The organism is Nocardia sp. BSTN01, assembly GCF_015354405.1.
Classification (GTDB): Bacteria; Actinomycetota; Actinomycetes; order Mycobacteriales; family Mycobacteriaceae; genus Nocardia.
In genome coordinates, this window is sequence record NZ_JADKYP010000022.1 from 1 (window position 1) to 25,485 (window position 25,485).

Annotated in this window: 24 protein-coding genes; 14 read left to right on the plus strand and 10 right to left on the minus strand. The window is 68.1% G+C overall.

Translation table 11 applies throughout. From position 1 onward, the window contains the following. Positions 1-430: 3-hydroxyacyl-CoA dehydrogenase family protein (locus tag IRT45_RS18890; RefSeq protein WP_228534591.1), on the plus strand; the 430-nt coding region annotated here is incomplete at its 5' end. Here IRT45_RS18890 and IRT45_RS18895 read toward each other — a convergent pair. The 3 genes from IRT45_RS18895 to IRT45_RS18905 form a co-directional block, all read right to left on the minus strand. Further along, a complete protein-coding gene (locus IRT45_RS18895; RefSeq protein WP_194807179.1) occupies positions 418-912 on the minus strand; it encodes a nuclear transport factor 2 family protein in 495 nt (164 codons plus the stop codon). The genes IRT45_RS18890 and IRT45_RS18895 overlap by 13 nt on opposite strands. 144 nt (positions 913-1,056) lie before the next feature. Further along, the gene (locus IRT45_RS18900) at positions 1,057-1,905 is read right to left on the minus strand and encodes a TIGR03619 family F420-dependent LLM class oxidoreductase (RefSeq protein ID WP_194807257.1); all 849 of its coding nucleotides are present in this window, start codon (positions 1,903-1,905) and stop codon (positions 1,057-1,059) included. Between the two features lie 8 nt (positions 1,906-1,913). Further along, positions 1,914-2,717: an SDR family oxidoreductase gene (locus IRT45_RS18905; RefSeq protein WP_194807258.1), complete on the minus strand. Its 804-nt coding sequence runs from the start codon at positions 2,715-2,717 to the stop codon at positions 1,914-1,916. A 437-nt stretch (positions 2,718-3,154) separates the two neighbouring features. Here IRT45_RS18905 and IRT45_RS37790 point away from each other — a divergent pair, with 437 nt between their 5' ends. The 8 genes from IRT45_RS37790 to IRT45_RS18945 all read left to right on the plus strand — a co-directional run bounded on the left by IRT45_RS37790 (position 3,155) and on the right by IRT45_RS18945 (position 11,314). Continuing rightward, positions 3,155-4,543: a sensor histidine kinase KdpD gene (locus tag IRT45_RS37790; protein WP_194807180.1), complete on the plus strand. Its 1,389-nt coding sequence runs from the start codon at positions 3,155-3,157 to the stop codon at positions 4,541-4,543. Further along, positions 4,540-4,947 carry a roadblock/LC7 domain-containing protein gene (locus IRT45_RS18915; protein WP_036506268.1) on the plus strand — a complete coding sequence of 136 codons (408 nt, stop codon included), beginning with the start codon at positions 4,540-4,542 and terminating at the stop codon, positions 4,945-4,947. Before IRT45_RS37790 ends, IRT45_RS18915 begins: the two co-directional genes overlap by 4 nt. Positions 4,948-4,957: 10 nt before the next feature. Continuing rightward, positions 4,958-5,323 (plus strand): DUF742 domain-containing protein, encoded by a 366-nt coding sequence (locus tag IRT45_RS18920; RefSeq protein WP_194807181.1) that lies wholly within the window; start codon positions 4,958-4,960, stop codon positions 5,321-5,323. Next, entirely contained in the window at positions 5,304-5,951 is a 648-nt protein-coding gene (locus IRT45_RS18925) for an ATP/GTP-binding protein (protein WP_194807182.1), read from the plus strand. Before IRT45_RS18920 ends, IRT45_RS18925 begins: the two co-directional genes overlap by 20 nt. Further along, a complete protein-coding gene (locus IRT45_RS18930; protein ID WP_194807183.1) occupies positions 5,948-7,225 on the plus strand; it encodes a cytochrome P450 in 1,278 nt (425 codons plus the stop codon). The genes IRT45_RS18925 and IRT45_RS18930 overlap by 4 nt, the downstream gene beginning before the upstream one ends. Then, positions 7,222-8,454, plus strand: a complete 1,233-nt coding sequence (locus IRT45_RS18935) for a cytochrome P450 (RefSeq protein WP_309241047.1) — start codon at positions 7,222-7,224, stop codon at positions 8,452-8,454. The genes IRT45_RS18930 and IRT45_RS18935 overlap by 4 nt, the downstream gene beginning before the upstream one ends. Before the next feature lie 107 nt (positions 8,455-8,561). Beyond that, complete coding sequence (locus IRT45_RS18940; RefSeq protein WP_194807184.1) at positions 8,562-10,625, plus strand: CocE/NonD family hydrolase; 2,064 nt, start codon at positions 8,562-8,564, stop codon at positions 10,623-10,625. An 8-nt stretch (positions 10,626-10,633) separates the two neighbouring features. After that, positions 10,634-11,314, plus strand: coding sequence for a TerD family protein (locus tag IRT45_RS18945; protein ID WP_194807185.1), 681 nt, complete (start codon positions 10,634-10,636; stop codon positions 11,312-11,314). A 5-nt stretch (positions 11,315-11,319) separates the two neighbouring features. Here the strand turns inward: IRT45_RS18945 and IRT45_RS18950 are convergent, their stop codons facing one another. Then, a complete protein-coding gene (locus IRT45_RS18950; RefSeq protein WP_194807186.1) occupies positions 11,320-12,864 on the minus strand; it encodes a long-chain-fatty-acid--CoA ligase in 1,545 nt (514 codons plus the stop codon). Positions 12,865-13,018: 154 nt separating this feature from the next. Between IRT45_RS18950 and IRT45_RS18955 the strand changes: the two genes are divergently transcribed. Together IRT45_RS18955 and IRT45_RS18960 are read left to right on the plus strand one after the other, a co-directional pair. Further along, complete coding sequence (locus IRT45_RS18955) at positions 13,019-14,194, plus strand: helix-turn-helix domain-containing protein (RefSeq protein WP_228534593.1); 1,176 nt, start codon at positions 13,019-13,021, stop codon at positions 14,192-14,194. A gap of 203 nt (positions 14,195-14,397) precedes the next feature. Further along, a complete protein-coding gene (locus tag IRT45_RS18960; RefSeq protein ID WP_194807187.1) occupies positions 14,398-14,730 on the plus strand; it encodes a hypothetical protein in 333 nt (110 codons plus the stop codon). 19 nt (positions 14,731-14,749) lie between these two features. Here the strand turns inward: IRT45_RS18960 and IRT45_RS18965 are convergent, their stop codons facing one another. From IRT45_RS18965 to IRT45_RS18975, 3 genes are read right to left on the minus strand one after another with little or no spacing between them, the layout of a single operon-like run. Further along, positions 14,750-15,571 carry a YceI family protein gene (locus IRT45_RS18965; RefSeq protein ID WP_194807188.1) on the minus strand — a complete coding sequence of 274 codons (822 nt, stop codon included), beginning with the start codon at positions 15,569-15,571 and terminating at the stop codon, positions 14,750-14,752. Continuing rightward, positions 15,568-18,267, minus strand: coding sequence for an MFS transporter (locus IRT45_RS18970; RefSeq protein WP_194807189.1), 2,700 nt, complete (start codon positions 18,265-18,267; stop codon positions 15,568-15,570). The genes IRT45_RS18965 and IRT45_RS18970 overlap by 4 nt, the downstream gene beginning before the upstream one ends. Before the next feature lie 13 nt (positions 18,268-18,280). Next, the gene (locus IRT45_RS18975; protein ID WP_228534594.1) at positions 18,281-18,808 is read right to left on the minus strand and encodes a MarR family winged helix-turn-helix transcriptional regulator; all 528 of its coding nucleotides are present in this window, start codon (positions 18,806-18,808) and stop codon (positions 18,281-18,283) included. A 451-nt stretch (positions 18,809-19,259) separates the two neighbouring features. Between IRT45_RS18975 and IRT45_RS18980 the strand changes: the two genes are divergently transcribed. From IRT45_RS18980 to lipB, 3 genes are all read left to right on the plus strand, one after another. Beyond that, positions 19,260-19,754: a transglycosylase SLT domain-containing protein gene (locus IRT45_RS18980; RefSeq protein WP_309241049.1), complete on the plus strand. Its 495-nt coding sequence runs from the start codon at positions 19,260-19,262 to the stop codon at positions 19,752-19,754. A 122-nt stretch (positions 19,755-19,876) separates the two neighbouring features. Then, entirely contained in the window at positions 19,877-21,106 is a 1,230-nt protein-coding gene (locus tag IRT45_RS18985; protein WP_194807262.1) for a DUF475 domain-containing protein, read from the plus strand. A 62-nt stretch (positions 21,107-21,168) separates the two neighbouring features. Beyond that, positions 21,169-21,819: a lipoyl(octanoyl) transferase LipB gene (lipB, locus tag IRT45_RS18990; protein ID WP_194807191.1), complete on the plus strand. Its 651-nt coding sequence runs from the start codon at positions 21,169-21,171 to the stop codon at positions 21,817-21,819. Here the strand turns inward: lipB and IRT45_RS18995 are convergent. The 3 genes from IRT45_RS18995 to IRT45_RS19005 are packed head-to-tail and all read right to left on the minus strand — an operon-like array spanning position 21,762 to position 25,230. Then, positions 21,762-22,784: a hypothetical protein gene (locus IRT45_RS18995; RefSeq protein WP_194807192.1), complete on the minus strand. Its 1,023-nt coding sequence runs from the start codon at positions 22,782-22,784 to the stop codon at positions 21,762-21,764. The genes lipB and IRT45_RS18995 overlap by 58 nt on opposite strands. Continuing rightward, entirely contained in the window at positions 22,781-24,184 is a 1,404-nt protein-coding gene (locus tag IRT45_RS19000; RefSeq protein WP_194807193.1) for a pyridoxal phosphate-dependent aminotransferase, read from the minus strand. The genes IRT45_RS18995 and IRT45_RS19000 overlap by 4 nt, the downstream gene beginning before the upstream one ends. Further along, positions 24,181-25,230, minus strand: a complete 1,050-nt coding sequence (locus IRT45_RS19005) for a helix-turn-helix transcriptional regulator (protein ID WP_194807194.1) — start codon at positions 25,228-25,230, stop codon at positions 24,181-24,183. The genes IRT45_RS19000 and IRT45_RS19005 overlap by 4 nt, the downstream gene beginning before the upstream one ends. Between the last annotated feature and the right edge of the window lie 255 nt (positions 25,231-25,485).

Here is a 25,485-nt window from a genome sequence, read left to right on the forward strand (position 1 = left end):
CTTCGCGAATCAGGTGTGGCAGTTCAACACCGCCGAGGTGATGGGCACCCAGGACACCGATCCGAAGGTGTATCAGGCCGTGGTCGACTTCGCCACGGCCATCGGCATGGTCCCGATCGAATTGCACAAGGAGAAGGCGGGTTACGTCCTCAATTCGCTGCTCGTGCCGTTCCTCAACTCGGCGATGGCGCTGGCGGCGGGCGGCTACGCCGAACCGAAGGCGGTCGACGAGACGTGGCGCATCGGCACCGGCGCACCCGCGGGCCCGTTCCAGATCCTCGACATCGTCGGTCTCACCACGCCGTACAACATCCTGGTCAACAGCGGCGAGGACGGCCAGAAGCTGGCGCAGTGGCTGAAGTCGCAATACATCGACAAGGGCAAGCTCGGCCTGGCCAGCGGTGAGGGCTTCTACCGCTACAACGCCTGAGGCCCGCGGTCGGGCGCGAAGGTGGACAACAGTTCCCGCGCCTGATCACCGCCGTCGAGCAGCCGGGCGGTGCGGCGAGCGATACGCCAGCCGTCGGATTCGCGGCGGAGTTCGAGCCGATGCACACTCGCGCGCAGGACCCGGTAACCCTCCGATTCGCGGTGTACCAGCAGCGATTCGAACACCGCGAGCGCCTCGTCGCCGTCGATATCGATGCGCGCCGGGCCTTGGAAGTGCGCCGACCCGGCCGCGATGAGCGTCTGATGTGCGGCCGAGTCCACCATCGCGCGCACCTGGTCACGCCCCCGCATCTGCCAGCCTTCGACGTCGTATTCGCCGTCGGCACACCATAATTCGGCCGTCGCCTCCGCCTGTCCGGCGTCGACCAGCGGCCCGTAGGAGGCGATGAGGCGCATGATCGCCAGTTCGTCCTCGACCCGCCGCAGTCGGCGGAGAATGTCGGTGAGCTCTATCTCGGCCATCTTGTCCTCCTCCGTACCGGCGCCGGCATTCGCACCGGTTCGAGTCCCGCGCCGACGTCGTGTCACAGAATATTCAGGTCCCCTCAGGCTGCCGGGCGTCCGTCGGCTGGCCCGGCGGCAAGGTCCCTGCGCGGCGAATCGGGCTCATCGGTTCGCGAGTTCGGCCAGTGCCGCCAATTGGTCGCAGTAGTGTTCGGCCGAGTTCGCGGTGACGGCGCATCCGGCCAATGTGGCACCCGCATCCGCCAGGGTCGCGAGCCGCCGCGTCACCCGCTCCGGCTCACCCAGCGGGTCCAACGGTCCGGTGGGAAGTACGGCCTCGAAGCCCGGTGGCGAATCGACCTGTGAGAGCATCGTTTTCAGCTCCGCCATCGGTAAGCCGAACGGCATCCATCCGTCGCCGAAGCGGACCGCACGGCGCAGTGAGCGCATGGTTCGCCCGCCGACCCAGATCGGAACGCGGGCCTGCAGGCCGGCCGGTTCGACGATCATCTCCGAGAAGCTGTAATGCGTTCCGGTATAGCGTGGTTCGCGCACGCCGAACGCGGCACGCAGCGCGGCGATCGCATCGTCGGCCCGCTCTCCGCGCCCCTCCCAGGACGCGCCCAGCAGCTCGAATTCCGCACGCAGAGAACCGACTCCGACGCCGAGAACAACCCGCCCGCCACTGATCCGGTCCAGGGTGCCGTAGCGCTTGGCGATCTCGAGGGGGTGGTGATAGGGCAGCACCAGCACCGAGGTGGCGAGCCGGATCCGGGTCGTGCGGGCGGCCAGATACGACAGCGTGGCCACCGGATCCCAGTAGGTCGCGCCCCGGGTAGCGGCCACCGACGCGGGTACCGCGGTGTGCTCACTGCAGGTGAGATGGTCGAACCCGAGCCGATCGGCGGCCTCGGCGATGCGGGCGAGTTCCTCGATGCCGGCGTCGGCCTCCCACGGCGAATACTGCCCGGGAAACCGCACCACGATCGGCGACGAGAGGGCGAGTCGCAACGGCGCGGTCATCGCGGATCCGGTTCGGCGCCGATCAACTTCTGCATCCGGCGATGCCCGCCCAGCACGATCGCCGCCCGATCCGGACCGCTGCTGCGCGCGGCCGTCTCGGCATTGCCGCCCGCGACGAACACCGGCCCGTTCGCCAACTGCTCGAGCCCCTCGCGCGCCACATCCGCGGGTTCGGCCACGAGCATTCCGGGAATGTCGAAATTCAATCCCGCCCGTGCCATCGCCGGCGTCCGGGTCACCCCGAGCACCAGATGCAGCACGTCGACATTGTATTCCCGCAGTTCCAGCCACAAGCTCTCGGCGAAGATCCGCAGATACGCCTTGGAACCGCCGTAGACGGTGTGACGGGCCGAACCACAGTATCCGGTGAGCGAGCCGACCAGCACGATGCCGCCGCGGCCCCGCTCACGCATACCGCGCCCGAAATGGTGGACCAGCGCCAGCGGCGCGGTCACGTTGAGCGCGTTCGTGGCGGCGAACGCCTCGAGGTCGCCGTCGAGGAATTCGGCGCTGTGGGTATTGGCCCCGGCGTTGCAGACGAGCAGGCCGACCTCCACGTCGGCGGTGGCGGTCGCGACCCGGGCGGCCGCATCCGGCGCGGTGAGATCCACTGCCAGTGTCCGCACCTGGACACCACGCGCGGCGACTCGCTCGGCGGTCTCGGCCAGCGGCCCCTCCCGCCGCGCCACCAGCACGATGTTGATCTCCGCGGCGGCGAGCCGGTCGGCGAACTCCGCGCCGACCCCCTCCGAACCGCCGGCGATGACTGCCCACGGCCCGTAGCGGTGCGGATCGATGATGTCGTTCGGTTCTGCGGCCATGCCGGGACGGTAACTGAAACACGTTTCGGTCCGGCGCGCACTCCCGCTCACCGGACACCCGGGCCCGCGAAGAAAAGCACCGCTCAGAGTGAAATGAACGCTGTTCACTAAACAGTCGAAAGAGACTGCGCCGCAACGTTTTCAGTTCGTGATCATGTCGATCGAGCGCACGACGCATTCGCCAGTATTTTCGAACATGGTCGCCGAGCAGCGTTTTCACGGCAACGGACCTCTCGGAATCACATTCCTTCAATTCGAAAACTCACCGTGAAACTTCCATTTCGAAGCCGCCGGTCGGCGCGAACACTTCGGGTAGCGCACCCTCGAGGTCGGCGTTATGCTCGTGCGCGAATTTCGAAATCGTCTGGCGATCCGCGTATTCGAGCCAGCCGTGCACAGCGGAAGGTGGGGGAACTGTGCCATCTGCGCACGGCCGACGGCTACCGGCTTTTCTCCTTCCCACCACGATCGGCGTCCTCACCGGCGCCGTGGCCTGCCTCGCCGTACTCCGGTTCGCGCCCGATACCGGACGGGTGGCATTCGCCATCGCCGCCGGCGCCGCGGGGCTGATCCTCGCCGTGACGTCCGGATGCGCCGCGCAGTACCGTGCCCAGGCGATTCGCTATCGCGAAGCGAACCACCGGGCCGAGCGTGCGGCCGCCACCTACGTCGCCGAGAGCGAGGCGCGCCTGGCCGCCGCGCACGACACCGCGTTCGCGGCGGGGCGGGAGGCGAGTGGCAGCGAGAACCGCCGGGTGGCCGCGATGGCGGCGTTCGCCGGTGCGGCCGGGCGCATGCAGGCCATGACCACCTCGATGCTGGCCGAACTGCGCGAGATGGAACATCGGCACGCCGATCCGTCGGTGCTGGCCGATCTGCTGACCCTCGACCACCGCACCGCACAGGCCGGACGCCTGGCCGACAGTATCGCGGTGCTCAGCGGCGCCCGCTCGGGCCGCCGGTGGGCGAAACCCATTGCGATGGAATCGATTCTGCGCGGCGCGATGGGGCGCGTCGCGGGCTACCGCCGGGTGCGCCTGCGTGCGGTCGCCGAAATCGCGATCGCCGGTCATGCCGCCGAGGGAGTCATGCACGCGCTCGCCGAACTGATCGACAACGCGTGCAACTTTTCCCCGCCCACGACCGAAGTCCACGTCTATGCCGCCGAAGTGCCGGCCGGCGTCGTCGTCACCATCGAGGACAGCGGACTCGTGATGAGCGACACCGCGCTGCGCCGCGCCGAACAGGCGGTATCGGGCACCGTGGCGGGCCGTGGAGCCGAGACCGATCTGTCCTCACTGACCGGTACCCGGCTCGGACTCGCCGTGGTCGGCAATCTGGCCCGCAAACACGCGCTGACCGTGTCGTACCGCCCGTCGGCGATCGGCGGCACGGCGGTCGTCGTGGTCGTTCCGCGCGATCTGACCACGCGCCTGGACCGCTCCCCCGGCTCCACCGCGACGATCGAACTGCCGCCCGCGGCGCGATCGGTCACCCCGGCCGCCCTTCCGGCCGGTCCGTTCGGACCGCCGCTGACCGACGACCGCGAACCGACCCCGTCCGCGCCGAACACGGAACAGCCTGCCGCCCAATCGGTTCCACCCCTCGAACGGTCGGCCGAGCCACTGCCGAAGCGCCGCCGCGGCAGCACCCTCGCCGCCGTGCATCCCGACGGCCTGCGCAGCACCGCCGCCGAGAATTCCGCCTATCCGCCGGCGCGCCCCTCGGCCCTGGGCGCCTTCCAGCGTGCGGTCTCGGCCCCGGATTCCCCTTCCCCTTCGATTGCCCTGGAGAACGATCGGTGACCACTTCCGTACCGGCACACCTGGATTGGCTACTCGACCAGCTGCTGGCCCGCACCCCGCACAGCCGGCACGCCCTGCTGCTGTCCAGCGACGGTCTCAAGATCTGCCACACACCGGAACTGTCGGTGGACAAGGCCGATCAGCTGGCCGCGATCGCGGCCGGTATCCAGAGTCTCTCGCACGGCGCCTCGGTCGAATTCGGCGACGGGCGCAGTGGCGTGCGGCAGTCGATGACGGAGTTCTACGGCGGCATCCTGTTCATCGTCGAAGCCGGGCTGGGAGCCCACATCGCGGTCGTCGCCGATGCCGAGGCCGATGCTGGGCTGGTCGGCCACAACATGAGCGAACTGGTCGAACAGCTCGGCGAACACCTGTCCGCCGCGCCGCGCGGCCCGCGCCCGTGAGGCGGCCGCGATGACCAGGCCGGGCCGTGACGACACCCCGGACCGGCTCTACACCCTCACCGGCGGCCGCAGCCATCCCGATACCGACGCCTTCGATCTGGTGACGCTCGTGGTGGCCGAATCGGCTCCAATCCCCGGAATGCAGTCCGAACAGGTCGCGATCCTCGAGATCTGCCGGGCGCCGACGGCCGTGGTCGAGATCGCCGCCGAACTGCGGCTGCCGGTCGGCATCACGATGGTTCTGCTGGCCGACCTGCTCGACGCCGGCAAGATCACCGTGCGCCACCCGCGTTCCGCCCCCGCGTGGGAGCCGTGGAAAGCTTTGCCCGACACCGAAATACTGGAGAAGGTGCTCGTTGGACTCCGCAACCTCTGATCCCCTCCGCACCGGATTCGGCGACCGTCCCGCCCGGGCCCAGGCCCCGCTGGCCGATACCGCCCGGCACGGGCTCAAGGTCGTCATCGTCGGCGGTTTCGGCGTCGGCAAGACCACCATGGTCCGCGCGGTCAGCGAGATCCGGCCGCTCGACACCGAAGCGACGATGACCTCGCTGGGCGTCGGCATCGACGATCCCACCGGAGCACCGGCCAAATCCACCACCACGGTCGCCTTCGACTTCGGCCGCATCACCATCGACGCCGAACACGTCCTGTATCTGTTCGGAGCTCCCGGACAGGAGCGCTTCTGGTTTCTGTGGGACCGGCTGTTCACCGGCGCGCTGGGCGCGATCGTGCTGGTCGATCCGCGCCGGATCACCGATTCCTGGTACGCCATCGATCGGCTCGAACATCAGCAGACACCGTTCGTGGTGGCGTGCAACATCTTCGGGCCCACGGGCCACGACGACACCCAACTGCGCGCGGCACTGGATCTGGATCCACACGTGCCGATGGTGGCATGCGATGCGCGCTCGCGGGATTCGGGTAAGCGGGTGCTGATCGCCCTCGTCGAACATCTGCACGCCGCCGGTCTGCGGGCCGCCGCCCAGGGATCCGCTCGATGAACGCGCCGCAGCCCGGCCTCACCACCGGCGGTTGCCCGGTCTCGCCCACCGATCCGGTTCCGTTGAGCGGTCCGCGTTTTCACACCGACCCGCACGAGGTGTACCGGGAGATGCGCCGGGCCCACGGGCCGGTGGTCTCGGTGGAACTGCCCGGCGGGATTCCGGCCTGGCTGGTGATCGGCTATCGCGAAGTGCACCAGGTCACCAGCGATGCGGAACTGTTCCCGCGCGACGTGGCGTGCTGGAACCAGTGGCCGAACATCCCGGAGGACTGGCCGCTGCTGCCGATGGTCGGCCGTCCGATGCCCTCGATCTATTTCACCGCCGGAGCCGAACATCGGCGGCATCTGGCCATGGTCGAACCCGCGCTCGAACAGGTCGACCCGTTCGGATTGCGCAGGGCCTGCGAGGATTTGGCGGATCGGCTGATCGACCACTTCTGCGGGCGCGGCCACGCCGATCTGATCGCGGAATACGCCGAACCGCTGCCGGTACTGGCCTTGGCGTGGGTGATCGGATTCCCCGACGACCAGGGCGCGGATCTGGCCTGGACGATGAAGACACTGGCCGACGGCGGCGCCGAGGCGCAGGCGGCCTACGGCCGGTTCGCCGACCATATGCAGCGACTCGTCGCGATGAAGAAGTCGCGCCCGGGCAACGATCTGACCTCGCGGATGCTGCATTCGCCGCAACCGTTCAGCGACGAGGAATACGCCCTGGACCTGATGGCCGTCACCGCCGCGGGCCAGCTGCCGACCAGCGACTGGCTGGGGAATTCGGTGCGGCTGATGCTCACCGACGACCGTTTCGCCGCCGCGCTCGGCGGCGGCCGCCACAGCATCGGCCAGGCGATGAACGAGGTGCTGTGGGAGGACACCCCCACCCAGATCCTGGCCGGGCGCTGGGCCTCGCGCGACACCCGGCTGGCCGACAAGACCATCCGGCGCGGCGATATGCTGCTGCTCGGCCTGGCCGGTGCGAACGCCGATCCGCATGTGCGCCAAGATCTTTCCGATTCGCTGGCGCCCGCGCACAGCGGCAACAGCGCGCATTTCGCATTCAGCTACGGCGAATACCGCTGCCCCTTCCCGGCGCAGCAGATCGCGGAGATCATCGCGCGCACCGGGATCGAAGTGCTGCTCGATCGGCTGCCGGATCTCGACCTCGCCGTCGCCGCCACCGAACTGACCCGCCGGCCGTCGCCGTTCCTGCGCGGAATGACGTCGCTGCCGGTCACCTTCACACCCGTTCGTACCGTGGGAGGTACCCCGTGACTGCCAGTTGCCCGCATGCCGCACCGCTCGTGATCGATCCGATGGTCGGCGACCTCGCCGGTGAGACCGCCCGATTACGCGATGCCGGACAGCTGACCCGCATCGAACTGCTGGGCGTCCCGGCCTGGACCGTCACCGGACACACCCTGGCCCGGCAGCTGCTCATCGACCCGCGACTGGTCAAGGACATCAACTCCTGGTCGTTGTGGCGCGACGGCGTGGTCACCCGGCAGTGGCCGCTGATCGGCATGATCGATGTCGGCGTGTCGATGTTCACCGTCGACGGCCCCGAACACCGCCGCCTGCGGATCAAGACCACCCAGGCACTCACCGCGCGTCGCCTGACCGCCCTGCGCCCGTTCATCGAATCGACGGTCGCCGCACTGCTCGACGATCTGGCCGCCGCCTCCGGCGACGGCACGGTCGATCTGAAATCGGTCTTCGCCTATCCGCTGCCGATGCGCGTGATCAGCGAGCTCATGGGCGTCGACCACGCCGACCATCCGATGCTGCTCGACTGGTACAAGGCGTTCTTCTCCCTGCTCACCCCGCAGGACGAGCGGCTCGCGGTGATCGAGCGGATGGGCGAGTACTTCAGCGAGATGGTGCGCAAGAAGTCCGCCGCCCCGGCCGACGACCTGACCAGCGCACTGATCCTCGCCACCGACGGCGGCGAACCGCTCAGCGAGGCCGAGGTGGTCGGCAATCTGCAGGCACTGGTCGCCGCCGGGCACGAAACCACGGTGTCGCTGATCCTCACCACCGTGCGCGCCCTGCTCACCCATCCGGAACAGTTCGCGCTGGTCCGGTCGGGGCAGATCGACTGGGAGACCGCGATCGAGGAGACGCTGCGCTGGGACGGCCCGGTGACACATCTGCTGATGCGGTTCGCGACCGAGGACATCACCGTCGGCGACACCGTCATCGAACGCGGCGAGGGGGTGGTCATGTCGTATCGGGCCATCGGCCGCGACACCACGGTGCACGGCGCCGACGCCGGCGAATTCGACATCACCCGGCCGACGGCCAAGCGGCACATCAGTTTCGGTCACGGCCCGCACATCTGCCCGGGAGCCGCGCTCGCCCGGCTGGAAGCCTCGATCGCGCTGCCCGCGCTGTTCGAACGATTCCCGCAGCTGTCCTTGGCCGTACCCGTGGAGGAGATTCACAACCTTCCCGTGCTGACGCAGAACGATCTGGCGCAGTTCCCGGTCCGGCTCGGCGACTGAGTTCCGCGCGCGACACCAGGGCCGCGCTACCGGCTTTCTCGGTAGCGCATTGCTATCGTCGATGACCGGCCCAGTCGTGCGCGAAAACTCAACCGAGAAGGGGCGTGATGTTCGGGCAGCTGCGATCGCGCAAACCCGTCGTGCCCGTCCGAACCCTGATTGCCGTTGCGGCAGTGGGGATTTCCGCGACCGCCACCGCGCTTTTCGGTGGCCTACCGCACTCCGGCGCCCCCAGCCTCGCCGGCCGGGAGGACCAGTGGACCGCCGTACACGACGGCCCGCAGCAATATCCGGACGTCCACGTGGATTCCGATGTGGCGATCCGGATGAGCGACGGAGTGATGCTGAAGGCCGACGTCTACCGACCGGTCGACGCTTCCGGCGCCGTGGTCGCCCAGCCACTGCCGACCATCGTCAATCTCACGCCCTACACCAAACTGATGACCGATCTGGTCGGCTCGGCGGTGGAGAATCCGGAACTGCAGCCGCTGGTGATGTCGCTGGTGCGGCAGATCAACCTCTCCGGCACCCCGATCAGCAGCTTCGGCGATCTGCTGCACGCCCTCGACGGCGGTACCGTGCCGACCGTCCTCGGCCTGGACCGCAATCTGATCCGCAGCGGCTACACGCTGGTGGTCGCCGATGTGCGCGGCACCGGACAGTCCCAGGGCAACTGGGAGACCCTGGGCGCGCGGGAACAGCTCGATACCCGCGAGGTGATCGATTGGGCTGCGGCGCAACCGTTCTCGAACGGCAAGGTGGCGATGAGCGGCGGCTCGTACGCGGCCATCAACCAGCTGCGCGCGGCGGAGGACGCCCCGGCGGCGCTGCGCGCGATCTTCCCGGTCGTCCCCGGCAGCGATCTCATGCGCGATGTGGTGGCGCCGGGCGGCGGCGTCGGCACCACCTTCCTGCCGATGTGGCTCCAGACGGTCAATCAGCTCAAGCTGATCCCCGACCTGAAGTCGATCTTCGCCGGAACCTTCGACTGGAAATGGCTCGCCGCCCGGGTGGCGGATCCGGCCACCAATGTCGACCTGCTCGCGCAGGCGCTGCTGACGCCGTCGATGGACGATATGCCGCCCGCCCTGTCGGAGGCGCTCGACTCCGGCAGCGATTTCCGCCAGGCCCTCACTGGCCATCCGGAACGAGTCACCGTGCCCACCTTCGTCTACGGCGGCTGGCACGACATCTTCGCCAACAGCGCCACCAAGATCTATCAGGCCATTCCGCTGCCGGCCGGGCGCAAGCAACTCGTGGTCGGCGACACCTATCACGCCAATCCCGGCGCCGGCACCGGGGTACCCGGGGCCCCGCCGCGGCTCGAGGTGCTGCAGCGAGCGTGGTTCGACAAGTGGCTCAAGGACATCGACAACGGTATCGACGGCTACGGCCCCATCGTGCTGAAGGAACAGGGCGGCGGCTGGGTGACACTGCCGCAGTATCCGCAGCCCGGAGCCGACCACCGCCGGATCTACCTGACGGCCGCGCCCAGCGGAACCACCGATGCGGCGGTGCACGACGGCTCGTTGAGCGCCCATCCGCCGGCCGAGGTCTCCACACTCACCGTGGCGCCGGGACTGGCGACCCTCTGCTCACGGGACGCGGCCCAGGGATCGGCCGGTTCGGCCGCGATGCTCGACACCTGCGCCAAGGACTCCCGAGTGGCCGAACACGATGCGCTGACCTTCACCAGCGCCCCGGTGTCCGCGCCGACCGCCATCTCCGGGCCGATCGACATCCACCTCGAGACGGTGCAGGACGCCACCGACGGATTCTGGAGCGCCACCGTCAACGACGTCGCGCCCGACGGCACCTCCACGGCTCTGACCACCGGCCAGCTCACCGTCTCCATGCGCGCCGTCGACGATGCCCGCAGCTCCCGATCCGCCAACGGCGACTACACCGTTCCGTTCCATCTCCTCACCGCCGCGGCGCGGCAGCCGGTGACACCCGGCGAACCGGTGGGCCTCGACATCGCGGTGATCCCGACCCAGGCGCGGCTCCAGATCGGACATCGGCTGCGGATCGATCTGTTCGCGTCCAACGCGCCCAAGGCCATGCCGTTCCGCCCGATGCTCAACGATTCCGAGCTCAAGCCCCAGCATCTGCGCCTGGATCCGAACGCACCCAGTTACGTCAACCTGCCCACCGATCGGCCACTCGGCTGAATTATTCAGTGGCCGAAGCCTTTCGAGTCAGCTACAGCTACCGGTCCTTGCCGCCGGTCACGGTCGCGCACTCGACGGTCCATAATTACCGCGAGAAGCCGGTGCGCACCGACGTCGCACCGCTCGGCGGGGAGGTGCGGCTGATGTCCAGAGAACAACCGCGAGGCGCTACGGATCCGGTGGAATTCGCGACCGTCGGCCTGGGGTGGGACCCCGCCCACGGCCGACGCTGGTTCGGCGCCCGCCGCACCGCGATCGACCTCAACGCCGCCGCCGTCCTCCTGGCCGGCGACGACCCGGTGGAGGTGGTGTATCACCAGCAGCTGATCTCCGCCGACGGTGCGGTGCGGCTGCTCGGCGACAGCGTCAACGGCGAAGACGAGGGCGACGACGAGATCATCACCCTCGACCTGACCCGGGTGCGCCCCGAGATCACCACCGTCGCCGTGGTCGTCACCTGCTACAGCGGACAGACCTTCGCCGATATCGACAACGCGCGCTGCCGCGTCACCGGCGCCGACGGGACCGTGATCGCCGATCGCGAACTCGGCGCCGGCAGCCATACCGGCATGGTGGTGGGAGTGTTCCGCCGCGAGCGCGACGGCTGGGAATTCCGCGAGATCGCCGCCGGAATCACCGCCGCCCACCCCGTCGAAGCGCTACCACACCTGGCCGGCCTCCTGCGCTGACGCGATCAGTGGACCTGCCGCTCCGCATCGCCCCAATACTGCGTGCGCAGTTCACGTTTGAGGATCTTGCCCGCACCGGAAACCGGCAGAGCGTCGACCAGCTCGATCGTGCGCGGGGCCTTGTAGCCGGCGATCAACTGCTTGGCGTGGTCGCGGATCTCCTCGACGGTGACGGTGACGCCGGCATGGCACACGATCACCGCGTGCACCCGCTCGCCCCACTCCTCGTCCGGGACACCGATCACCGCGCACGCCGCCACCGACGGATGTGCGGAGACCGCGTTCTCCACCTCCGCGGAATACACGTTCTCGCCACCGCTGACGATCATGTCCTTCATCCGGTCGACGATGTAGACATACCCCTCGTCGTCCATATAGCCGCCGTCGCCGGTGTGCATCCAGCCGCCCCGTAGCGCCGCCGCGGTCTCCTCGGGCCGGTTCCAGTACCCGAGCATCACATGGCCGCCGCGCACCAGGATCTCGCCGACGGTACCGCGCGGCACCTCGTTGTCCTCGGCATCGGCGATGCGCACCTCGGCGTGCGGAGCCGCGCGGCCCGCCGAACGCAACCGTCCCGCCAGGTGGTCGTCGGGGCCGAGCAGCGTTGCCACGGGCGATAATTCGGTCATTCCGTAGGCCTGGGCGAAACGCGCCTGCGGGAACGCGCGCATGGCGCGCTCGAGCACGGCCTGCGCGATCGGCGAGGCCCCGTACACGATGCCGCGCACACTGGACAGATCGAACTCGCTCACCCGCGGGTGGTCGACGATCATCTGGATCATCACCGGCACCAGCAGCGTATCCGTCACCTGGTGATCGGCAATCGCTGTCATCACCGCGACGGGATCGAAGGCCGGAACCATCACCTGGGCGCCACCCATCATGATCTGGGTGACACAGCCGGCCAGATCGGCCAGATGGAACATCGGCGCGGCATGCAGATAGCGGGCGCCGGGCTGGGCCAGATATCCGGTCGACAGGCTGCCCAGGCCCGAGAGCTGCAACCCGGCATGGCTGAGCACCACGCCCTTGGGGTGACCGGTGGTGCCGCCGGTATAGAAGATTCCGGCCGGGGCGTCACCACCGCGGCGAGCGTCCTCGACAGGATCCGCGCCCGCGATCAGTTCCTCATACGACAGCATGCCGTCGGGCACGGGACCGTCACCGCAGTGGATCACGGTGCGCAGCACCGGCGCGGCCGCCCGCAGCGCCGGCACCATCGCGGCGAAGACATCGTCGACCAGCAGGACCGCGGTCTCGGAATCCTCGAGCGAATAGGCGATCTCGGCCGGACTCCAGCGAATGTTGACCGGGTTCAGCGCTGCCCCGGCCCACGGCACCGCCAGCACGTACTCCAGATACCGATCGCTGTTGAGCGCCAGAATCGCGACCCGATCGCCCTCGCCGACGCCCAGCAGCCGCAACGCCGCGGCGAGCCGCGCCACCCGATCGGCGCCCTCGGCGAAGGTGCGGGTGCGATCGCCGCAGATCGACATGACCCCGTCGGGGTTCTGCTGGACGGCCCGGTGCAGGCCCTGAGTGAGATACATGCGCTCTCTGCTTTCTGCCTTCGCTTCGCTGCGGCGGGTGGACACCGTTGAGTGTCGTACGCCACAGGCTGGGCGGCCATGGAGTCCGTGTCGAAGTTCGGGGGCCCGCGTTTTGTTGGTTTCTCCAAAGGCGGGTCGTATCCTCGGGCCTGTCATGAGCGAATCGTCCGAGGTCCCGAGTTCCCCACGGCAGCGCTTGCTGGTGCGGATGCGGGCCGAGCGCGACGCCCTCGCCGCCCGCATCGTCGACCGGGCCCGCAGCGAGATTCCGGACTACCGCACGATCGAGGCGGCTGATCTGCTCCCGACGACGACGGCGATCATGGACCGATTGTTCGCCTCCCTCGCCGGTACTGCCGATATCGAGCCGCCCGAGGGCACCCGGATGACCGACTACGGCCGCATCCGCGCCACTCAGGACGTGTCGATGGAAGCGCTGCTGCGAGCCTGGCGCCTGGCCGAACGGCTGCATCTCGAGACCTTGAGCGCGGTCGCGGCCGAATGCGGCGCCGACGACGCGGTGCTGTTCGAGATCACCAGGGACCTGCTGCGCCTGGTCGACGAGGCCGCGACCTCCTTCTCCGACGCCCACCACGAGGTCGAGCGCACCCGGGCAGGCCACGACCGCATCGAGCGCGCGGAATTCACCCGGGCGGTGCTGGCGGGCACGATCTCGGCCACCGAACTGACGTTGGGCATCCAGCGCTACGGCCTGCGCGCCGACGCCGAATACCGGGCGTTTCGCGCCCGTGCCGATGCCGCACCGCCGGCAGAATTCGACCGTCTGCTGCGGCCCCAGGGCGCCGACTACGCCTTCCGCACCGTGATCGACGGGGATTACGCCGGGTTCACCGATCGCAGGATCCACATCCCGGGTACCGCACTACTGGCGTTCGGGCCGCCGCGCCCGCTCGCCGAGGCCCCGCGCTCGTTTCGGCTGGCGGGCCGCGCGCTGGCCACCGCGGCCGCGCTCGGCCATACCGGCACCTGCGAATTCGACGGTCTCGGCCTGCTGCCCGGGGTCGCGGCCGATCCCGAACTGGGCGCCGAACTCGTGCGCCGCTATCTCGCGCCGTTGGGCGGCAGCGGCTCGGCGACGACGCTGATCGATACCGTCACCGCATATCTCGATACCGGTATGCGCATCGAGGCGACCGCCCAGCGACTGATCGTGCATCCCAATACGGTCCGCTATCGCATCGCTCGATTCGAGGAGCTGACCGGGTGCGATCTGCGCCGGGCCCACACCGGCGCACAGGTGTGGTGGGCGATTCAATACGACCGTCTGGTACGGCCTGGCGCAACGAATTTCGCGTCTGCGAATCAGTGAAGTTTCCCCCGAAATGCCGTGCGGTTGCCACGAAGTGGCTTAGGCTCGACCTGCCTCGATAGCTCGGGGCTTGCAGAGCGGGTCGCCATGCCCACAGCGTCCCGCTGTCGCAACATCAGGTCAGATGGGGGCTGCGTCCCCGACAGCCCCCATCGCCCCTGAAAAACACCGTAGTGTGAAACATCGATAAATCGAGGGACAGTATGCGCGGATCCCACGCCCCGTCGCCCGCCGAACGATTGCTGGCCGAGATCTACGAGGCCGGATACACCTCCGTCGATGACTTCATCGATCGACTACGGTTTCGCCCGCGCCACGCGGCGCCGGAGCCGGCCCGCCACGCCGCGGTGATCGACCCGTTCACCGACACCATCGAGCTGCAACTCGACATTCCCGCTTCGGCGAATTCCCTTGCGGGTATGACGCGTTGGTATCCGGAGTTCGATCCCGAGGTCGAGGTCGACCCCAGCGCCGACACCACGGAATTCCCCGCGGTGCAGCGCCTCTGGGTCGTCCCGGAACGCCACGCGAGCTGACCGGTTCCCGGCCCGCCCGCTACATCTGCGGCAGCGAATCTCCCTGCACCAGTTCGATATCCAGTTCGATCTTCACCGTGGTGCCCACCGCGGCGACGCCGGCGCGGACGACGGCGTTGTAGTCGATCGCGAAATCGTTGCGGTGCAAATGGGTTTCGGCATGGAAGGCGGCCCGGACCCCACCCCACGGGTCGGGTCCCGAACCGCCGTAGGTCAGGTCCAGCTCCACCGGGCGGCGCTGACCGTGCAGCTCCAATTCACCGGGCATCACCCAGGTATCGGCGCCGGTGCGCCGCAATCCGGTTCCGGTGAAGCCGATCAGCGGGTAGCTCTCGACATCGAGGAAGTCGGCCGAGCGCAGATGGTCGTCGCGCATCCCGATTCCGGTGTCGATGCTGGCCGCCTTGATCTCGGCGAATCCGGTTGTCTGCTCGAAGTTCCGGGCCACGTCCAGTCGGCCGCCCACCTCGGCGAATCGCGCCTTGATACTCGCGATACCGAGGTGGCGGGCGGTGGCCACGACCGTGGAGTGCACCGGGTCGATGGTCCACGGGCCGGGCGCCGGCGTGCCGACGGAGCTCGCCTCCGACTGCAATGCCACCGCACCCAATTGCCCACTGCCGGAAGCGGATATCCGCGCGATCTGCGCCACCGGCTGGTAGCCGGGGGCGGTCACCACCGCGGTGTGCATACCGGCGGGCAGCGGCTCGGTGGCCGCGGACCCGGTCTCGTCGGCCACCGCCCGGGCGAGCTGGCGACCGGTCAGATCGGTCACGGTCAGCAGCGCACCCGGCACCGGCCAGCCATCGGAATTGCGAACCTGTGCGGTCAAACCGCTCATGACAGCTCCGTGTTCTGATCGACACCACTGGGTTCGACACCATTGTGCCGCACCCCGTTCCGTTCTCCGTTCGTCGCGGCACCGTTCGTGCCGGCGACTCCGGTGGGCTCGGCGGCCGGGCGAACACCCTCGTCACCGTCGTCGTAACCCAGCCGGACATCGTGCTCGACCTCGCCGCCGCCGACGGTGACCCGGCTGGTCACCGGCGGATAACCGCGCGCGACCACCGTGTACTCACCCTCGCTGAGGTCGGTCAGGACGTACTGGCCGTTCTCGTCGGTGCGGGTGGTCCCGATCGGGGTTCCGGAGCGATCGAGCACCGTGACCTCCGCGTCCAGCACCGCGCCGCCGTCGGCGAGCACGGTTCCGGTCAGCACCGCCATCGGCGAGAGCTCGATGTCGTGGTGCAGCAGGCCACTGTCGGGCACGACCAGCGCGGTCGCGCTCGGGCGCATGTGTTCGGCCACCGCCACCAGGGTGTAGGTCCCCGAGACCACACCGTGGCAGAGGTAGTTGCCGGACGCGTCGGTGACGGCCGCGCCGACCACCTCGCCACGCAGATCGGTGAGGGTGACGGTCGCACCGGCCAGCGGCTGTCCGGCGACGGCGGTCCGGACCATACCCGACAGCTCGCCCGAGCCCTGCAGGGTCAGATCGAGGCGCTGGGTGCGTCCGTCGGCGGTGACATTCACCGCGGCCGGCTGGTGACCGTTCGCCGAGACGATCAGCACGTAGCTACCCGCGCCGGGCGGCTCGATCGAATAGCGGCCGCCGCTGTCGCCGGCCGAACGCGAAACCTGGTGTCCGCGTTGGTCGATCAGTGTCAGCGCGGCGCCCGCGACCGGTCGGCCGTCGGCCCGCTGCACCTGCCCGCCGATGGCGTGGCCGCTGCCGTGGGAGTTGACGACAGGAGTGTTTGTCATCGCCGAAACCTCCGCAATTCGATGTGATTCGTGCCCGTTGGCCGCGGTGTGCCGACCTGCCGCCGCGGCGGCGAGAACCGGTTCGGGTTCGGAGAGCGCCTGGGCGGCACCCTCCCACACCTGGTTCTCGGCCCATTCGGCATCGGCCGCCTCGACCGGATCCTTCGGCGCCGGGGCGGGCGCCGATGCATCCTGCAGCGGAATCTCTTTCATGAACATCATGACGATGCAGGCCAGCAGGGCCACGCCCGCCGCGGCGTAGAACACGCCGTGCATCGAGTTGGTGAACCCGATCAGGATCGGATCCTTGATCTGCTGTGGCAGCGCGCCGATTCCGGCGGTGTTGGCCTGCAGCTGGTTCAGCTTGCCGGCGTCCAGTCCGGGCGGCAGATGACCGCCGAACGCGTCGGTGATCTTGTGCGGCAGCAGATTGAACAGAATCGTCAGGAACACCGCGACACCCAGCGTGCCGCCGACCTGGCGGAAGAAGGTCGCCGACGCCGTCGACACACCCATATCCGACCGCGGACCGGCATTCTGCGCCGCGATGATCAACGTCTGCATACAGCAGCCCAGACCCAGCCCGACCAGCGCGCCGATCGCGAGCACCTGCCACATCGCGCTGTCGAAGTGCAGCTGCGCGTAGAGCAGCGCGCCCACGGTCACCAGGAAGGTGCCGACCACCGGCAGGATCTTGTAGCGGCCGGTGCGCTTGACGACCTGACCGGAGATCATCGACCCGATCATGATGCCCAGCACCAGCGGCAGCATCAGCAGACCCGCCTCGGTCGGCGAATAGCCGCGCACCACCTGCAGATACAGCGGCACCATGCTGATCGCGCCGAACATCGCGATACCGACGATGAAGCCACCGATCATCACGACCGAGAAGGTGGAGTTCTTGAACAGCCGCAGCGGAATCAGCGCGGAATCCTTCATCAGGTATTCCACCCCGATGAACAACACCAGGCCCACCGCGCCGATGGCGTAGCAGATCACCGAGTCGCTGGAACCCCAGCCCCAGGTGCGGCCCTGTTCGGCCACGATCAGCAACGGCACCACACAGATCGCCAGCGCGATCGCGCCCCACCAGTCGACGTTCAACTTCTGCCGCTGATGCGGGACGTTGAGCACCTTGGCCACGACCGCGAGCGCGACCACGCCGATCGGGACGTTCACCAGGAACACCCAGCGCCAGCCGTCGATACCCCACAGCGTGTCGTAATCGGAGAACAGGCCGCCCAGCACCGGGCCGAGCACGGTCGAGGTGCCGAAGACCATCATGAAATAGCCCTGGTAGCGGGCCCGTTCACGCGGCGGGACGATATCGCCGACGATCGTCATGGCCAGCGACATGAGGCCACCGGCGCCGAGACCCTGGAACGCGCGGAACGCCGCCAACTCATACATCGACGTCGCGAACGTACACGCCGCCGAACCCACCACGAAAATACCGATCGCCAACAGATAGAACGGCTTGCGACCATAGATATCGGCCAACTTGCCGTACAACGGCGTCGAAATCGTCGCCGTAATCAAATACGCCGTCGTCGCCCACGCCTGCTGATCGAAACCATGCAAACTATTCGCGATCCGGACAATCGCCACACTCACAATATTCTGATCCAGCGCCGCCAAGAACATCCCCAGCAACAAACCGGACAAAATAGTCAAAATCTGCCGATGCGACAGAGACGGTCGCACATCCGCTGTCGGCGCGACGGTCGGAGCGTTCGGCTGCGCCGGCGGAGCCTCACTGGTCGAAGTCGTCATGTGTATGTAAGCCCTAATTCGATTCGGCTGTTGCAGTGGACTTTTCAGCTGTGGATTCCTCGATGCCGCTGACGAGCAGCTCGAGGAGATCGGTCAATCTGGCCCGTTCGTCGGCGGGCCACTCGGCCATCACCTCGGCCAGCCAGCGGTTGCGGTTTCGGCGGTTCTCCTCGAAGACCCGCACCCCTTCGGCGGTGGGCGCCAGCACGCAGGCCCGTCCGTCCACGGGGTCGGCCCGGCGTTCCACCAGGCCGTGTGCCACCAGCGATCTGGTCTGCCTGCTGATGGTCGATGTTTCGGTATGCAAGGTGTCCGCGAGCTTCCCCGTCCGCTGCGGACCGTCGTGGACCAGGCAGAACAGCACGGAATAGGCCAATCGCTCCAGACCGTCCGGACCGTACTTGGCTATGTGCGATTTGGTTCTGCCGATCGCCCGCATCAACCGGATCAGCTGGCCGCCGAGTCGATCGGCCACATCCTGTTCGGTGACACCGGCGCTGTGTTCGATGCCGTGTTCGCCAGGGCCTACGTGGTTACGCAAGCTACCGCCTTCGGCCCCCGGGCTCACACGGGGATCACGGGCATCGACGACCATGATCGAGTTTCCTTACTCCCCGCGACGCATTTGATTAGCATGTACAACTAGTTGCTGAGGCCAACTATACATCCGTTCGGATACCGCTCGCACGTACCCCGGCTCACACCGGCAAGCCCGCGCCGGACACGCCGATCCCAATCCGGACATCCCGGGATTACCGATGGTTTGCTCGACCTGTCGCATTTCCGACTCTGATCGATCGGCAAGTCGACACGGAAGGACCGAGCTGACCATGTCCGCGCCAATCGAGCCCGCCCGAATTCCGGCCCAGCCGACAAATCAGACCGCGAAGCCCACCGATTCGGCAATGCATTTTCCGGTCGTCTCCGCCTGGCCGATCGGCTCGGCAACCTTGCCGCCATCTTCGGCACCCGCCCCGACCGGCACCGAAATTGTGACCGAGACGACACCGAGGTTCCCGCTCCGCCGCGCCGCCTTCGCCACGTTCTTCGCCCTGTGGCTGCTCGGCGCACCGGCGGCCCTCGCCGCCACGGCCGGCGCCGACTGCGGCCCCGCCTGCGCCGACACCTCCGGATCGGCATCCGGTTCGGCCTCGGGTTCGGCGGGCTCCTCCGGGTCCGGCACCGCGGGTCTGCTGCTGGGCCTGCCGATGAAGACGGTCGCCCTCACGATCGTCCCGGCCCCCCAGTTCCCCTCGTTCGACAACGTGATCACGCACGAGAGCAGCTGGAATCCGTTCGCCGTCAATCCGGAATCGGGCGCCTACGGCCTCGGGCAGGCGTTGCCGCCGGAGCGGATGGCCTCCCACGGCGTGGACTGGATGATCAACCCGGTGACCCAGATCCGCTGGACCTACGACTACATGGTCGAGCGGTACGGCAGCCCCGACGGGGCGTGGGCATTCTGGCAGTCCCACCACTGGTACTAGCTGTCGATTGTCGCCGGACCACTTCAACTGTCACAATCGAGGGCAGGGTTGCGAGCACTCTGAATGCTGTGACCCGCGAGGTCATACCCCCCGCGGGTGTCGAATTGACGAAAGGCATCGGCATGTTCGTGCGAGTTTTCGCCCTGTCGTTCCTGGTTGCCGCGGCGTCCCTGGTCGTCGCGGTGCTGTACGGCGGGCCGGAGGCCGTGGTGCTGGTCGCAGCCCTCGGCGTTCTCGAGGTATCGCTGTCGTTCGACAACGCGGTGGTCAATGCCAGTGTCCTGCAACGCATGAGCGCGTTCTGGCAGCGCATCTTCCTCACGTTGGGAATGGTGATAGCGGTCTTCGGCATGCGCCTGGTGTTCCCACTGGTGGTGGTCGCGATCGGTGCGCATCTGGACCCGATCGAGGCGCTGCGGCTGGCGATGAACCCACCCGCCGGCGGCGCGCCCTTCTTCCCGGACGGACGGCCGAGCTACGAGACGCTGCTCAACGACGCCAATCCGAAGATCGCGGCCTTCGGCGGGATGTTCCTGCTGCTGCTGTTCCTGAACTACATCTGCGCCCAGCGTGAGGTCACCTGGCTGAGCTGGCTCGAGCGCCCGCTGGCGCGGATCGGGCGGTTCTCGATGTTCACCGTGGTGATCGCGCTCATCGCGCTGGTGCTCACCGCCGGTGTGCTCGCGCCGAACAACAAGGCCGACGTCGTCATGGTCTCCGGCGCTCTCGGCATGGCCACCTATTTCCTCGTCGACGGCCTCGGCGCCCATTTCGAGAACGAACAGCCCGGACAGGGCCCCTCGCGCGCCGCCCTGCTGACCGGGCGCGCCGCCTTCTTCGGCTTCGTCTACCTCGAAGTGCTGGACGCCTCGTTCTCCTTCGACGGCGTGATCGGCGCCTTCGCCATCAGCGCGGATCCGATCGTCATCGCACTCGGGCTCGGGCTGATCGGCGCGATGTTCGTCCGTTCGATCACCGTCTATCTGGTCCGGCGCGGCACGCTGGCCGAGTACATCTATCTCGAACACGGTGCGCACTGGGCGATCGGCGCGCTCGCGGCGATCCTGCTGGTCTCCACCGGCCACCACCTGAACGAGGTCGTCACCGGGCTGCTGGGAGTGGGGATCATCGCCGCGGCCTACCTCAGCAGCATCGTGCACAACCGGCGCCACCGTGCGCCCGTCGTCACCGAGACCGAGCTGGAACATCTGTCCCTCGGCGGTGACGAGCTGACGCTGCGCGGCGATGCCGGCACGCTGTCCAGCCTCGACGGCGGCGTGCCCATCGATCGGGTCACGTTGCGCGGCGACGCGTTGCCGGCGCGGGACAAACTCAACACCGACGCGTACTGAGCCATGGCGTACCGAGGCCCACTGCGCGACGCCCCTGTCGGCCCCGGTCGTATTCTCGGATCATGAGGTCGCGGCCGCTGACACTGATCCAGGACGAACTCGTCGACTACGACAAGGCCATGGACCGCATGGCCGAACTGGTGGAACAGCGCCGGCGCGACGAACGGCCGGATACGTTGTGGCTGCTCAGCCATCCGCAGGTCTATACGATCGGGCGCCGGACGCCGAGTGCGCATCTCCCCGATCCGGAACACGGGATTCCGGTGGTCGAGACCACCCGCGGCGGACAGCTCACCTATCACGGCCCGGGGCAGCTCGTCGGATACCTCGTCGTGAAACTCGGTGCGGGCGAAGGCGTCGTGGACTACATCCGCGAGGTCGAATACCGCCTGGTCGCCGCGCTCGACCGGCTCGGCATCCGGGCGCAACGCCGCGATACCCCGCCGGGATCGGAACTGCTCACCGGCGTGTGGACCGTCGAGACGGGCCGCAAGATCGTCTCCATCGGCATGCGGCAGAGCCGTGGCGTCACCAGTCACGGCTTCGCCATGAACGTCGACGGCGACCTGGAACCGTGGCAGTGGGCCGTCGCGTGCGGACTGCCCGATGTGGATATGACGTCGGTGCGGCGCGAACAACCGGGCGCCGGAATGGATCAGGTTCGTCCGATCGTGGCGGAAGTGTTCGAAGCGGAAGCGTCCGACACCATGTGATCACACGGCAGGCCGGATTGCGCCAGTCGTAGTATCGCGGCGGTTACCGCCGCACTGTAGGCCCGGCTGGCCGCGGCCGGTCGGCGCGCCGGATAGTTCGAACGGTGGGTCACCACGACGCCGTTGCGCAGCACCACGGTCGCGTCGGTGACGGTCGCCGCGCAGTTGCCACCCGCCTTGGCGGTCAGGTCGACCACGACCGCGCCGTCCCCGAGCGCGTCGAGTGCGGTCCCGTCGACCAGCAGCGGAGCCCGGTGTCCGCGCCGCACCGCGGCGCAGAGGACCAGATCCGGTTTGTCCGCGCGGATCCGCTCCAGGACGCACGCGGCGTCGACGTCGGGCGACCAATGAAAGACACTGGGGCCCTGCGCATTCAGCGCCCGACGCAGTTCGGGCCGACGCCCCAGCACCACCGGCGGTTCCGCCCCGCAGGCGGCCGCCGCGGCGACGGCCGACAGTCCGGCCGCCCCGCATCCCAGAATCAGGGAACGGATCGGCCTGCGCATGGTGCGCGGCACCAGCCGCCGGCCCGCGAGATAGGCCACGCTACCGGCGATCCGGCTCATCGCCGAGAGCGCGTCCAGGGCACCGGCCTCGGGCGAAAACAGCTCGAACGCAATCGATTCCACACCTGAACCGCGCAGTTCGGCGATGTCCGGCGCTCGCCGCAGCGGGTCCTGGAAGCCGATCAGCGTGAGATGCGGCCGCCGCGACATCGCGCGCAGATCGTGGGTCGTCGGCTTCACCCAGGCCAGCACATCGCAGGCCGCCACCACGGCGGCCGGATCGTCCACGAGGGCTGCCCCCGCGAATCGGTAGGCGGCGTCGTCGAATCCGGCCGTTCGCCCGGCGCCGACCTCGATCACGACCCGCATCCCGGCCGCGATCAGGCATCGGACCCCGTCCGGCGTCAGCGCCACCCGCCGTTCCCGGGCGGCGTTTTCGCGCAGGACGCCGACGATCACGCCGGTGGCTCCGCGATTCCGCGCCGGCGCAGGATGTCGCGGTAGGTGGCGCCACCGGTCAGGTCGGCGACCAGCCCGCCGAGCCGGTCGAAGAGTTCGTCGATCAACTCCCGCGACTCGGTGCCGGGTCCGTGCCGGGGCGCGAGGACGTTGAGCCGCACACCCGTCCGCGGCGATCCGGTGCGCCCCAGCGCGACACTGTCGATTCCCGCACCGGCCAGCAAGAGATCCTCGAGCTCGGCGCTGTCGCCCACTCCCGCCGCGTCCAGAAGGGCGGAGTCGGCGACGACGGACAGGAACATGCTCGCGCCGGAGCCCAACGTCCGCAATACATTCGAGCCGAATTCGGCGTTGATCGCGGCGATCCGGTCCAGAGCGGTGTCGAACTGTTCGCGCACCAGCTTCCGGTTGTGCTCGAAATAGGCGTCGGGCGTATGGTCCAGCACCGCGCGCACCAGATGCGTACTCTCACGCTGAAAAGCGATCGTGAGTCGCGCCCGGATACGCTCCAGCCACTGCGCGTCGCCGGTGCACGCGGCGCCCAGTTTGCACGGGCCGAAAGCGTTGTAGCCCTTCGAGTTGCCGGTGACGGTCACCATCCGGTCGTACAACCGGACCGAGCCGTGCGCGGTCGGCACCTCCAGCGCCGCGAGCGGGATATGACCGCCGACAAGCCGGTCGAAGGCCATATCGCAGACCACCGGCACCTCGGCCGCGACGAGAACCTCCGCGAGTTCCCGCAATTCGTCCGATGAGTACCGCGTGACGACCGGATTGCCCGGCAGCGTCAGCAGTACCGCACAGACGGCATCACCGTGCCGTGCCAGTTCCCGGGCCAGGGCGATCGGGTCGACGCGGAACGAATCGTCCGGCGTGGCCGCCGGAACCACGACGCGCACATCGAATTTGGCGATATGGGTGGCGAAGTTCTTGTAGAAGCCCTCCGGGCAGACGATCACCCCGCCGGGACGCACGACGGTCGCGATCACCTCCTCGAGCATCAGCATGCTCGAATACGGGCAGACGACGACCTCGTCGGCACGAACCCGGACGCCGGCCACGCCGTCGGCGGGGCGGTGCAGCCGGTCGAACAGGCGGGCGGCGGCCGACTCCCGCACCTCGAGCGGTTGCCGCTTGTCGTAGTCCGGCAGACCTCTGCGCCGGATCCGATGCGGTGACAGATCATTCCACGCCCGCCGCAGGGCGCGCGCCGCCGCGGGATCGATCTCGAATCCGGTCTCGCCGTGGTACGCGTCCAGGACACCCTCATACCGGCGGCCGGATCGGCCGGGAAACGGCGCGGTCTCCGACAGCTGCCTGCGCAGTTGCTTCTTGCGCTCCTCGGAACGCAGGATCATCGCGGCGGCGGCCCGCTCGGTATGCCGGGGGCCGCTCGTCACAGCCGCCCTGTTTCCAGCGACGCCTGACCGGGGGTCGGGATGTCCTCCCAGGCTCGAACGAGCGTCTCGCGGAACAGGTCCCGTCCCTCACCGTCGCCCAGGCGGTCGAATCGGGCCAGCCGCGGATCGGCCAGCAGATCGTTGACCACGATCGCCGAACCGATACGCCGCAGGTCGTAGAGCTTCTCGAAGCGCCGGACCGCGAACGCCACATCGTGTTTGAGCACCGAGAACCGCGTCGCGACCCGGGTCTGGCGGGAGTAGTCGTATTCCCCGACACAGACATAGCGGTCGTCGACGACCAGCATGCTCTGCGCGTTGCGCGCGTGCTCCCGCTTGACCAGCACACTTTCGACACCGGAGCGCGCCTGCCACCACAGCTTGTCGTCGTAGGGCCACACATCTTCGATGCGATCCAGAACGTACATGCGCCGCACCGTGACTCGCGGCTCGTGCACCGCATCGGCGAGGCGCACGATCGCGGCATGGTAGTCGTCGCCGACGTCGCCGCCGATGGTGCCCAGGTCGGCGGTGTGGATGGCACGCACGGACTGTTCGGCCTGTTCCAGGATGGTCAGCCAGTCGTTGACCGTATTCCACTCCCACACCGTCGCACTGCGCGAAGGTATCTGCGCCAGCAGCTCTTCCGCGCGCTCGAGCTGGCGAGCGGCGATGAGGCGCAACGGCTCCACCTCCTCGCGCGCGCCGCGGGCGTCGAGCACGGTCTGCGCGATCGTCAGCACCCGATCCACGACGCCGGGGTCCTTGCCGAGGAGCACGTTGAAACGCATCCGCAGGTCGTAATGCCCACCGGGTTCGGACGAGCCGGCGACGCCGTCCATCGGAAGTTCCTGCCCCAGCGCCGAACTCAGCCGTTCCCGCAGCGGCAGCGGCGGCACGCGGGTGCCGTTCTCGATCTGCTGAACGAGGCTGCGTGAACAGTCCGCCTGTTTGGCCAGCGCGGCCTGGGTGAGACCGGACTCGATACGGAGCCGGCGCACCAGTTCGCCGATCCGTTCGCCACCGTCTGGGTCAGATTGTGTCACGATGCGGAATTCTAATCACATGTGGCCCATCGCATCATCAGCTAAACATCAATTTTTCATTACTCCGGTGAACGCGCGGCGAACACAGCTCACCGATAACTCGAATGCGCCCGGCCTGCTGCGGTTTCTGCCACACGCCGCTCGAAAGCGTTCCGCAGAGCCAACTTTCACGCCTGCGCACCTAGCTCCGGTAATCAATTCAGATATTCGCTGGGCTTATCTGATTGAAGATGGGCATTGAGGTCCCGAAGATAT

Bases quoted from the DNA above. Each gene is read 5' to 3' on its own strand.
- IRT45_RS18895 (WP_194807179.1), bottom strand. From the start codon at position 912: ATGGCCGAGATAGAGCTCACCGACATTCTCCGCCGACTGCGGCGGGTC.
- IRT45_RS18920 (WP_194807181.1), top strand. From the start codon at position 4,958: ATGACCAGGCCGGGCCGTGACGACACCCCGGACCGGCTCTACACCCTC.
- IRT45_RS18930 (WP_194807183.1), top strand. From the start codon at position 5,948: ATGAACGCGCCGCAGCCCGGCCTCACCACCGGCGGTTGCCCGGTCTCG.
- IRT45_RS18940 (WP_194807184.1), top strand. From the start codon at position 8,562: ATGTTCGGGCAGCTGCGATCGCGCAAACCCGTCGTGCCCGTCCGAACC.
- IRT45_RS18950 (WP_194807186.1), bottom strand. From the start codon at position 12,864: ATGTATCTCACTCAGGGCCTGCACCGGGCCGTCCAGCAGAACCCCGAC.
- IRT45_RS18955 (WP_228534593.1), top strand. From the start codon at position 13,019: ATGAGCGAATCGTCCGAGGTCCCGAGTTCCCCACGGCAGCGCTTGCTG.
- IRT45_RS18960 (WP_194807187.1), top strand. From the start codon at position 14,398: ATGCGCGGATCCCACGCCCCGTCGCCCGCCGAACGATTGCTGGCCGAG.
- IRT45_RS18965 (WP_194807188.1), bottom strand. From the start codon at position 15,571: ATGAGCGGTTTGACCGCACAGGTTCGCAATTCCGATGGCTGGCCGGTG.
- IRT45_RS18970 (WP_194807189.1), bottom strand. From the start codon at position 18,267: ATGACGACTTCGACCAGTGAGGCTCCGCCGGCGCAGCCGAACGCTCCG.
- IRT45_RS18985 (WP_194807262.1), top strand. From the start codon at position 19,877: ATGTTCGTGCGAGTTTTCGCCCTGTCGTTCCTGGTTGCCGCGGCGTCC.
- lipB (WP_194807191.1), top strand. From the start codon at position 21,169: ATGAGGTCGCGGCCGCTGACACTGATCCAGGACGAACTCGTCGACTAC.